At 63.7% G+C, this 9,476-nt stretch carries 15 protein-coding genes; all 15 read left to right on the top strand.

Annotated features, from left to right (window positions below; genetic code table 11):
* Positions 1–730: N-6 DNA methylase (locus Q4C89_RS12340; RefSeq protein ID WP_303102919.1), on the top strand; the 730-nt coding region annotated here is incomplete at its 5' end.
* A complete protein-coding gene (locus tag Q4C89_RS12335; RefSeq protein ID WP_303102920.1) occupies positions 730–1,647 on the top strand; it encodes a DNA cytosine methyltransferase in 918 nt (305 codons plus the stop codon). The genes Q4C89_RS12340 and Q4C89_RS12335, both read left to right, overlap by 1 nt.
* A 303-nt stretch (positions 1,648–1,950) precedes the next feature.
* Entirely contained in the window at positions 1,951–2,373 is a 423-nt protein-coding gene (locus tag Q4C89_RS12330) for a hypothetical protein (RefSeq protein ID WP_303102918.1), read from the top strand.
* Positions 2,370–2,834, top strand: coding sequence for a hypothetical protein (locus Q4C89_RS12325; RefSeq protein WP_303102917.1), 465 nt, complete (start codon positions 2,370–2,372; stop codon positions 2,832–2,834). The genes Q4C89_RS12330 and Q4C89_RS12325 overlap by 4 nt, the downstream gene beginning before the upstream one ends.
* A complete protein-coding gene (locus tag Q4C89_RS12320; RefSeq protein ID WP_303102916.1) occupies positions 2,834–3,553 on the top strand; it encodes a 3'-5' exonuclease in 720 nt (239 codons plus the stop codon). The genes Q4C89_RS12325 and Q4C89_RS12320 overlap by 1 nt, the downstream gene beginning before the upstream one ends.
* The gene (locus tag Q4C89_RS12315; RefSeq protein WP_303102915.1) at positions 3,550–3,909 is read left to right on the top strand and encodes a helix-turn-helix transcriptional regulator; all 360 of its coding nucleotides are present in this window, start codon (positions 3,550–3,552) and stop codon (positions 3,907–3,909) included. Before Q4C89_RS12320 ends, Q4C89_RS12315 begins: the two co-directional genes overlap by 4 nt.
* The gene (locus Q4C89_RS12310) at positions 3,906–4,655 is read left to right on the top strand and encodes a hypothetical protein (protein WP_303102914.1); all 750 of its coding nucleotides are present in this window, start codon (positions 3,906–3,908) and stop codon (positions 4,653–4,655) included. The genes Q4C89_RS12315 and Q4C89_RS12310 overlap by 4 nt, the downstream gene beginning before the upstream one ends.
* Positions 4,642–5,091: a hypothetical protein gene (locus Q4C89_RS12305; RefSeq protein WP_303102913.1), complete on the top strand. Its 450-nt coding sequence runs from the start codon at positions 4,642–4,644 to the stop codon at positions 5,089–5,091. Before Q4C89_RS12310 ends, Q4C89_RS12305 begins: the two co-directional genes overlap by 14 nt.
* Positions 5,088–5,399: a hypothetical protein gene (locus Q4C89_RS12300; RefSeq protein WP_303102912.1), complete on the top strand. Its 312-nt coding sequence runs from the start codon at positions 5,088–5,090 to the stop codon at positions 5,397–5,399. Before Q4C89_RS12305 ends, Q4C89_RS12300 begins: the two co-directional genes overlap by 4 nt.
* Complete coding sequence (locus Q4C89_RS12295) at positions 5,389–5,757, top strand: hypothetical protein (protein ID WP_303102911.1); 369 nt, start codon at positions 5,389–5,391, stop codon at positions 5,755–5,757. Before Q4C89_RS12300 ends, Q4C89_RS12295 begins: the two co-directional genes overlap by 11 nt.
* A gap of 5 nt (positions 5,758–5,762) precedes the next feature.
* Entirely contained in the window at positions 5,763–6,212 is a 450-nt protein-coding gene (locus Q4C89_RS12290; RefSeq protein ID WP_303102910.1) for a VRR-NUC domain-containing protein, read from the top strand.
* On the top strand, positions 6,209–6,571 hold the full coding sequence (locus Q4C89_RS12285; RefSeq protein WP_303102909.1) for a hypothetical protein: 363 nt from the start codon (positions 6,209–6,211) through the stop codon (positions 6,569–6,571). Before Q4C89_RS12290 ends, Q4C89_RS12285 begins: the two co-directional genes overlap by 4 nt.
* Positions 6,568–8,067, top strand: coding sequence for a hypothetical protein (locus Q4C89_RS12280; protein WP_303102908.1), 1,500 nt, complete (start codon positions 6,568–6,570; stop codon positions 8,065–8,067). The genes Q4C89_RS12285 and Q4C89_RS12280 overlap by 4 nt, the downstream gene beginning before the upstream one ends.
* Before the next feature lie 51 nt (positions 8,068–8,118).
* The gene (locus Q4C89_RS15190; protein WP_368493239.1) at positions 8,119–9,069 is read left to right on the top strand and encodes a tyrosine-type recombinase/integrase; all 951 of its coding nucleotides are present in this window, start codon (positions 8,119–8,121) and stop codon (positions 9,067–9,069) included.
* Positions 9,002–9,476, top strand: a 475-nt coding sequence (locus Q4C89_RS12275; RefSeq protein ID WP_303102907.1) for a hypothetical protein, incomplete at its 3' end; no start/stop codon positions are given. The genes Q4C89_RS15190 and Q4C89_RS12275, both read left to right, overlap by 68 nt.

The raw sequence follows: 9,476 nt of genomic DNA, 5'->3' as shown, positions 1-9,476 counted from the left end.
CGTTCAGCGCAAGCGTTGCCTGAGAAGCCAACGGTTTCAACCGTTGGTAGGTCACCTCGACACCATCCGGGGCGTGAAGCCCGAAGACTTGGAGGTAATTGCCCGGGCCTTTGCCCAGTTGCAACTCGACATGGAAGACCGGCCCTTCCGCGACCTGCTGGGGCCGACGTACATGGCGATTGCCCACAAGCTTGACCGGGACGCCCGTGGCGAGTTCTTCACGCCTCACTCGCTCTGCTACCTGCTGGCGAAGATGCAGCTCGGAGACGACCCCCGCGAGGTCATGGAGCCAGGGAAAATCCTGACCTGTAACGAGCCTGCCTGCGGGTCGGGCGGCATGATTCTGGCCTTCGCCGAGGTGCTGGTCAGTGGTGGCGTCAGCCCGATTCACATGCGCTGGGTGGCACAAGACCTCAGCGCCTTGAGCTGCTACGCGACGTTCGTGAACACCACGCTCTGGGGCATTCCCGCCCAGGTCATCTGCGGCAACACGCTGAGTCTGGAAACCCGCTGGACCTGGAACAACGTCTTCTGGCATCAGGCCCGGCCCCTGCCCGAGCAGCCCACCCAGGCCGAGGAGTCCCGCCTTGTGCAGATGGTCGAGGCGTTCCGGGCATTGCTGGCGGGTGAGAAGCCAGAGGTGCCGGAAGTTGCCCCAAAGCCGGAAAAGCCCAAACCCGCTGCGCCTTTCGGGGCGGAGTTCGGGCCGCTGTTCGGGGGTGAGTGGTGATGTTCTACATGCCAACCAATCATCCTGACTGGGCACTGACACCTGGCGGCATCCTTCTCCCTGCTCAGCAGGCGGAGCAACTCTCGCGGGTAGGTCGCAACCGTTACGGCCCTGGCCCCCTGGGGCTGGACGTATTCGCTGGTGCGGGTGGCTTCAGCCTGGGTATGAAGATGGCAGGCATTGAGGTCATCGGCATGTTCGAGTTCGACCCGGCTGCCGCCAGTACGTACATGATGAACCTCTGCCGGTATGGGGAGTTCGAGCCGCACTGGGCTACGCCAGACGACAAAGAACGCTTGGAGAAATGGTTCAACCGCGAAATCAAGCGCATGGGGCGCGATGTAGCGGAAGCTCGTGCCGCTGGCATTGAGGGCTTTCTTTCTCCAGAGGCCGTCTTGCAGTTGGGTCTGCTGCCCCACGCTGGGAGCGGCTGGATTCACCATCACCCTGAAGTCCCAGGCACCAGCCATGTGTTTTTCGGGGACGTGACGAAATTCAGCAGCGAGCGGATTCTGGGTGCCCTGGGCCTGAAGCGTGGTGAGCTGGATGTTCTGTTCGGTGGCCCGCCCTGCCAGGGCTTCAGTAAGGCTGGGAAGCGGGATGTGATGGATCCCCGCAACTCGCTGGTGTTCGAGTTTGCCCGCCTGGTGGTGGATCTTCAACCACGCACCTTCGTGATGGAGAACGTCGTGGGGCTGACCAGCATAGTCACACCAGAAGGTATTCCCGTCCTGGACAAGTTCTGCGAGATGGTCGCCGATGGCGGCTGGGCGACCTTCGAGGCGCTTCAGAAGATGCTGGGCGTGGAAGGTCGGCGGACGGCAGTACGTGGACGTTCCTCCGCAAAGGCGACCATGAGCGAAGAGCCTGATGACAACAGCGATGGTTTTGGGCCGTTATTCGGGGGTGAAGTGTGATTGGCTACACTCCGACCGACAGGGCTTCCGCCGAATTGCGGCAGGCCCTCAAAAATCGCCTTCGCGTCCCTTTTCCCTTCAACGCTGCTGAGCAGGCTGACTTTGCGCTGTTTTTGACCTTTCAGGGCGTTCAAGTAACGCCAAGCAAAAAACATCCTGGCTGCTTCAGTGCCAATACAGACCTATGCCCTTTCGCGTGGCTCTGGCGTGAACAGCGCGGAGAACTTCGTAAGCGGCCAACGATCTAAGCCCTCTCGCCGGGGGCTGGCCCGCGCTGGCCCCCGCTTCCCCAGGAAGTGCGCCATGAAAGAAACCCTGACCGTCAAGCTGGACGCCATCAAGCACGAGTACGACAAGGACGGCTACGCCTTTACCACGCTGCACCTTGAACTGCCCAGTGGCGTTGACCTGAAGTTTCTCCAGAAAGCCCACCGCCTCGCCAAAAAAGAGGATGGCCGCCAGGAAGTGACCTTCACGCTGAAGGTCTACAGCCAGGGTGACCGCCGCACCTGGAAGCTTCGCAGCAAGGGCAGCAAGACCAGAGACTTCAAGGTGGTGGCCGTCGTCGAGCGCGGCTTTGATGCCAATGACCGCGCTGAGCTGCTGTTCAACCCTGCCGATCCCCGCGCTGTGGAACTGGTCTTTGAAGTGGAAATCGTCGAGCCTCAGCGCCCGCTGTTCCCACCCAAGGACGATGACCAGGACGAAAAGCGGGTGAGCGCATGAGCCCTGCCGACTACCTCTCGCTCTCCCGTCCCTGGACAGCGGCCATCGAGCGCCACGGCAAACGTGTCGAGAACCGTGAACGCTGGTTGCCGCACCCGCATCTGCTGCGGCAGGCCGAGCGCCGCGTCGGGCAGGACATCGCCCTGCACAGCAGCGGCAGCTACAGCGTGGACGACGCCAAGTACGTCGAAAGCGTCACTGGCGTCTGGTATGCCCGGCGCGACGTGCCCGATAAGGCCCTGACCAGCGTGGTGAGAATCGCGGGCCTGCTGTTCCCCGGCGACGAGTGCCCGGCAGGACAGGAGGCCTGGTACTTCGGCGGCTTCGCCCTGGTGCTGGACGACGTGCGCGTGCTGCCTACCCCGGTAGACATGCCCGGCGCACTCGGCTTCAAGAAGATCCCTCAGCCCCAACTCTCTGACGTTCTGGCGCAACTCGACGCCCTGAAAGGTGGTAAATGATGACCCGACTCGACGACATTGGCCTCGATTTGCAAGCCCTTTCCCTCCCCACGCCCGAGCAGCAGGCCCAGGCCGTGATCGACCGCTTCCTCGACTGGGCGACCGACCCCCGCCTCGCTGTGCTGGACACCGAGACGACGGGTCTTGGCCCAGGTGAGCAGGTCATCGAAATCGGCATGGTGGACGCCAACGGGCGCACGCTGATGAACCAGCGCGTTCGGCCCACTTTCCCGGTGCCTGCCGAGGCGAGCGCCATTCACGGCATCACTGACGAGGACCTGAAAGGCTGCCCGACCTTCGATCAAGTGTGGTCGCGCCTCTGGGAATTGCTGCAAACCCACCGCGTGGTCGTCTACAACGGGGGCTTCGACTTCAACCGAATCGCGGACAGCCTAAATGCCACCATGCCTGGGTGGTATCAGGGCGACGGCGGCCCCAGCGAGCTGCTCCGGGCCTGGAACGCCCTGATTCCCTCGGTGCAGCGTGACGGCTGCGTCATGGAAGCCTATGCGCCGGTCCACGGCGAGTGGAGCGCCTGGCACGGCTCCTGCCGCTGGGCCAGACTCTCCGCCGCCTGCGCCGAGCGCGGGGTGGACACCAGCGACCTGAAAGCGCACTCGGCCCTCGACGACGCCCGAGCCACCCTGCGGCTGATTCAGGCGACCGCCGAACTCACCCCGGAGGGGCTGCCCTGGATCGGTCGGGAGGAAGAGGCGTGAGCGCTCAGCCCAGCTTCGGTCGGTTCCTGTGGCAGGCCCGCTGCGCGGCGGGCCTCAAGCTGCGCGACGCGGCGGCCCGGCTGTGCGTCCACCGTGGCTACCTGAATCGCCTGGAAAGCGGCATGGAGCGGCCACCCAGCAACCATCTCCTCAATGCCCTGGCAAGGCTGTACGGCCTGGAACGTGACGCCCTCTATGTCGCCGCCGGACGCCTGCCACCGGAGCTTTACCAGGCGGCGGCCACGGCGGAAGGGATTGCCTTTCTGCGGACGTTCGCGTGGCGCTCGGCTGAGCACATTTCGCCCGATGAGCGCACCGAGAATGTGCGCCTGAGCCAGCAACTGGAGCGGGCATGACCGCCCAGCACGTTTTGCAACTCCTCACCCCGGAAGAGCAGGCCCGCCTGACCGAACTCGAAGAGCAGGTGATGGTCGGCGCGTCGGCGGCCGTGCTGGCAGGCCGGGCACTGACCGAGATTCGTGACAGCCGCCTGTACCGGGAGAGCTACGACAGTTTTCAGACCTACGCCGAAGACCGCTTCGGCATGAGCCGCCAGCGGGCCTATCAGCTGATGGACTACGCCGCCACCGCTGGCGAGTTCGAGAAGCGGGGCCTCCAGCTTCCCCCCGAACGCATCACCCGCGCCCTGGGGGGCGTGGTGCCCGACGACTACGCCCTGGTGCTCGACGTGGCGCGGGGCGTGACTGGCAAGGAGCATCCCAGCGCCACCGACGTGAAAGCCACCGCCGACGCCGTGCGTGACCTCGCCGCCGGAGCGCACGTCGAGCACCCCGACACCGGGCAGCCCGTCCCCCTCTCGCAGGTTCCCCCGGAGCGGCGCGTGGAGGCGGTGAGCAAGGCCGTGAGGCGCGGCTCGAAGGATTACCGGGACTTCGCCGGGGAAGAGTCCCCGCTGGACTGGCTGGACGGCCTGCGTCTGATCGGGGTCGAGGTGGACATCCTGCTGCGCTCCAGCGGCTACCAGGTGCGGGCGACTGACCCACAGACCGGAGAAATCAGGGAAGGGCCACAGGGCGACACGCTCTGGAAGGCCATTACAGCGGCACGCGCCGCATGGGAGGACGAACGTGAGCAAGGGTGAACAGATTCTGGACATCATGCGGCAGGAGCCGGGGCGCTCCTGGTCGGCGTCGGAAGTGAGTGTTCGCCTGGGTTGTCCGCCTGACAAGGCCGCCGACGCCATGCGGCGGATGCTGAAAGAGGGTCACTTGCTGCGCGTAGACGCCGGGGTCTACTGTCTCGCCAGTCGCTTCGGGCGCCCTGCTGAAGCCACCGCGCAAGAATTGCACATGGCGCGGCCCCAGGTCACACCGGAGGCGAAAGCCACTTTTCTGAAGGCTGTGCAGGACATCGGGCACCCGGTTCATGGCTCCGTCATCGTGGCCCGCTTGCGCCGGACTGTCCCCGATTTCGACATGACGCTGCTGGGCGCGGTCGCCGCTGAGCTTCGCCGTGAAGACGAGTTGGTCCGCCACAACGACGGCAAGTACGCCCTGCCCGCCTGGGGGAAGCGGTGAAGCGGCTGGATCCCGAGCAGCGCCGCCTTGCCGCCCAGACCATCAACAGTCTGGGCGCGGTGGTGAGCCTGCAAGACCTGGAGGAAAGGGAAGAGGTGCTCATCCCTTTCGACGAGCGTGGCCGGGTACTGCGCGGCATCTACCGGGGGATGCAGATCAGGGACGCCGAAATGATGGAAGTCGGGCACCTGCTGAACCAGTACGGCTACGTCCGGCGCAGTGTGGTCACGCTCTGCCCCTGGTGGCGCTGGTGGCTCAACACGCGGGCGGTGCGGTTGCTCGCGTTCGAGGTGGCCCATGAGGGCTGAACCGCCGACCTTCCATGTGCTGCTGACCAAGGCGGAGGCCGAGCACCTTCAGAACGCCCTCGATCTTTACAGCCGTCTTCAGATGGGGCAGATGTGGATTATCGCCGACTACGTTGACCCGGCCCAGGAAGGTGTAGAGGGACGGTTGGCGTTCACGGAGAAGCTGAGGGAACTTCAGCCGCTGATCACCGGCGACCCGCGCCCGGGTGTCAGCCGCTACCCCAGCACGCGCAACTTCGAGCGCGGTGAACAGGTGCGTGACCTCTTTGAGCATGTGCGCTACGCCCGGACTCGTGACCCGTTCGCGGTGCCGCTTCGGTACGACCCCGGCAAGGTGACGGAGGTGCTCTCCGATTGACCCGCATGTCCGAGAGCGAGCTGCGCGAGTACCAGCGCAGGCATCCGCACCTGTTTCCTGAGCCACCTGCTCCCGCCCCGGCCCCCGCGCCGTCGGCGGGCTTGCCCGCTTCGGCAGACAACGGCTACGCCAGTGAAGCCGACTTTCAAGACGCCGTCGTCCTGGCCCTCGTCGAACGAGGCTGGACAGTCTGGCAGATGTACCGGGGTTCTCAGCGTGGTGGCAGCGTGTGGGCCACCAAGGGCATCCCCGACCTGTTCGCTTTCCGCGCCCCTGGCCTGCTGCTCTGGCTGGAACTCAAGCAGCCGGGCAACAAGCCCAGCCCCGCCCAACTTGAACGCCACGAGGAACTGCGCCGCGCCGGGCTGCCTATCACGGTGGCCTGGACGATGGAACAGGTTCTCCGCGCCGAACACGCCCTTTCTCTGCTCGTTCCCAGCGAGGTCACCCCATGAACCAGCGCCCCGACATCTACCGACTCCTCAGCGCCTTTTCGGGAGAACCCCGCAGCCCCTATGACGCCCTGCGTGCCTCTGGCCTGTGGTGGGGCGAGGACGGCGACGACCTGCCGCACGACCTGCGCGGCCTGCTCAGGCAACTCAGCCAGGACGGGCGTATCCGCTGGGTCGTCTGGAAACAAGGCGACGTCGTCATGCGAGAGGGCTACGTCTTGACCGGATGCGGTGAAGTGGCGCTCGACGGCTACCTGGCCCAGTACGGCCCGGTGCGCCCCAAGTTGGCGGAAGTCGCCCTGAACAACAAGCGGGCCGACCTGCTGGCCCTGCTGCAAGCTCGCGCTGGGGGCCTGGCATGACGGGCTGGAAGGCTGAGTTGGAGCGGCAATTCAAGGAACTCGAACGCCAGAGCACGCCGAACCCCAAGAAAAAGAAAGTCACCCCCGCCGGACTGCTGGCCCTGAAAGCGGGCGACACGGCCTATTTCGTGCCCGGCAAGGTGAAGACGGCAGGCTACGGCCAGCGGGTAACGGTCACCCAGGCCGCCAGGCCCGAGGCCCTGAATCCCACGGTCCGTGTCCAGTTTCCCGACGGCACCCAGCGCCGCGTGCAGGTGCGCCAGCTGCGCCCCTGCCTGCCTGACGCCGAACCCACCTACCTGCTCGACGCTCGTTCCCGCCCCGCCTGGAAACGCCTAGTGCTTGCCCTGACGACGCCGACAGCGGACAGCTACGCCGAACTGCTGCACCGCTGGAAAGGGGAGAGGGAACCTGGCGAAAGGCCCAGGCCCGTCGTCATCACCACCGACGAGGCGACCCAGCGGGCGCGGCAACTCGCGGGTATGGTGGCTTCGGTGGGTGCGGCGAAGGCAGACAAGTCTGAGATGGCCCGGGCAATCCTGGCGGCGGCAGGCGTGGAGGCGGCGCGGCAGGTCCTCGAGCAGGCGGGCCGGGGCGGGAAAGGTCAGCCTCTCCGCGAGAAGCTGGCTCCGCCTGTGCACACTCTGGACCCCCGTTCACTCGATCAGGAACGCCGTGCCCTCATCAACAACGTGGCGAAGTGCATTCACCGGCGGTACTTCCTTTCTGACAAGGAACTGGCTGACCTGACCGCTGAAGAACTGGAGCAGCGCCGCATACATGGCGTGCTGTGGCAGATCATCGGGGTGGGGGAGAGGCAGGTCGGAGGTGGTGGACCTGTCAGCAGTGACCAAAGGAATGGCAGCGTCCTGCACGCCGAGGTCGCGCAGCACCTGACGGCGGCCTACCAGAAGGGGCTGGAAGTGGCGCGGCTGTTGGCGGCAGGCCGGGTGGCCCTGGCAACCTCACGGGCGCAGGAGGTGCAGGAACACCGCCTGAAAGCGATGGCGGCAGAGGCGCAACTGGAGAAGGCCAGGAAAAAGCACCATACCGGGCGTTTTTTCCACGGCGACATTCTCAGCGTGCGTGAACTGCCCGGCGACGGAACGATGATTCAGCACTACACCCGCCTGACCATCGTGTACGCCGCTGACGGGCATACGGTGACGGTGGCGAATGCGGCGGAGCTGGAAAGCCTGACCGGGCTGAAGGTGGGGCCGGGTGGCTGGGCGGCGCTGTGCCGCTGGATTGAAGACCAGAGCGAGCGCATGGATGGACGCAAGCAGGGCCGACGCCAGGACGACGACGAGCACCTCATCTACCGGAATGACCGGGGAACGCTGTCTCTGCGGACAGGGCTGAGCGAGGGGCTGGTGCTGGCGCTGGAGTGCGTGGCGCAGTCACTGGTGCGGAGTGATGTGCAGCCAGAGGAGATTGGGCCGGGGCATCCGGCGGCGGGGGTGCATAACAAGCCGGAGAAGACAAGTCCCATCTGAACAAGTGTCATTGGCGTCAGCATTGCTGAGATGGCAAGAGAATGCTGATCTATGTCGTATGAGATAGAGCTGTATCAGCATAACCCTCTTGCCCTAGCCAATCGCTGGATGACCCTTCCTGGTGACGAATTGCGCCGCCGTGCATTCAAAGCCGCTTACGCTTTCGACCATGAGGAGCTTTGCTCCCTTACCTTCGCCTATATCACTGCCTTTGGGTCAGCTGGCGCCAGCGTCAGCGATGCCACTTTGCGTTCCTATCGGATTAGCATCCAGCAGTTCTTGGACTACTGCTCTGCTCATGCCACCGCACCTCTCCGAGCAACTCCCGATACTGGGCGCCTTTGGCTTAGGCAGATGGAAGCTATGGGGCGTTCTGCGGCGACTGTGCGCGTCAGAGTCGCTGGGGCAAGGGCCATGTACCGTGCCTTAAGGTGGGCCACCGATACGACGGCTGACCCTTTTCTGGACGTCAAACCGGCCAAGGATCTCACACCGCCGTGGGATAAAAGGCTCCCTTACCAGCACCATGAGATCCAGAGACTCCTTGAGGTTACAACTGGTTCACTCAAGCTGCTCATCCTATTGTGTTCGCACGGCGGCTTGCGGATTGGCGAGGCTCTGAGTTTGCGTGTTAGAGACATCCATCCACATGACCGCATACTGATTGTCCGGAGTGGTAAGGGAGGCAAGATGCGTCGGGTCGTTCTTAGTCAGACCCTTCTCCTCAACCTCAGCCCCTACATTCAGAATGAATCTGACGCGTCCCTAGTTAACCTGAAATATCAGGGGGCCGTTAAGCAGCTGAGAGCCGCCTGTGCCTTCGCCAAGACAACCTACCGTGGCTGGCATTCCATGCGTCACTACTCAGGGACGAGACTGATGAGGGAGACTGGCGATTTAGATCGTGTAGCAAGACACCTCGGTCACGCCGACCTTGCCACAGCAAGGATCTACGCTAAGTGGAGCGAGGACTCCCTGCATAGCACCGTGGGTCAGTGGTAACAAGATTTACTGGGGCATCAAGACTGGGTGCAATGATGCCTTTGTCATTGATGCCAAGAAGCGTGAGGAACTGATCGCCGCAGATCCAAACAGCGCCGAAATCATCAAGCCTCTTGCGGTTGGAGATGATATTAGGCGCTGGCATGTGCGGGATAAAAAGCGTTACCTCCTCTTCGTGCGCAGAGGAGTGGAGATTGAGAAATATCCAGCCGTTCTCGCGCATTTGGAGAAGTTCCGAGAACGTCTTGAGCCGCGTCCGAAGGGATGGGATGAGTCAAAACCTTGGCCTGGACGTAAGCCTGGGACATACAAGTGGTACGAGATTCAGGACGATATCGCCTACTTCCGAGAGTTCGATAAACCCAAGATTATCTATCCAGAAATGAGTATGGAGAGCAGATTCGCCT

Origin of the sequence: Deinococcus sp., from assembly GCF_030523985.1 — a bacterium.
Taxonomy (GTDB): domain Bacteria; phylum Deinococcota; class Deinococci; order Deinococcales; family Deinococcaceae; genus Deinococcus.
Note: the sequence above shows the minus strand (reverse complement) of the source record. Positions and strands in the feature narration are given on the sequence as shown.